A 289-nucleotide genomic window follows, 5' to 3' on the forward strand; every position below is an offset into this window, starting at 1 on the left:
TTTGTCGTCGGCGGCGTAGTCCTCCGGCCGGTCGCCCGTGCTCTCCGAGGCGGGAAAGATCCTGCACAGCATCGATCTGCCGGATCGCGGCCATGACGTCACCTTCGATCCGGTGTCGAAACGCTCGGTCGTTTTTGCCCGCCAGCCCGGCACCTTCGCTGTCGTCTTCGACCATGCCGGCCGCGACAAGCCGCTCACCATTGCCAGCATCACCGGCCGGCATTTCTTCGGCCATGGCGTGTTTTCGCCCGACGGCGCCTTGCTCTATGCGACGGAGAACGACTTCGAC

At 64.7% G+C, this 289-nt stretch carries 1 protein-coding gene; it reads left to right on the top strand.

All coding sequences use genetic code 11. From position 1 onward, the window contains the following. Positions 1–37 precede the first annotated feature (37 nt). A partial coding sequence (locus tag EN786_RS37210; protein WP_246688863.1) for a DUF1513 domain-containing protein occupies positions 38–289 on the top strand: 252 nt, incomplete at its 3' end.

Source organism: Mesorhizobium sp. M4B.F.Ca.ET.143.01.1.1 (assembly GCF_004792275.1).
In the GTDB taxonomy this organism is placed as follows: Bacteria; Pseudomonadota; Alphaproteobacteria; order Rhizobiales; family Rhizobiaceae; genus Mesorhizobium; species Mesorhizobium abyssinicae.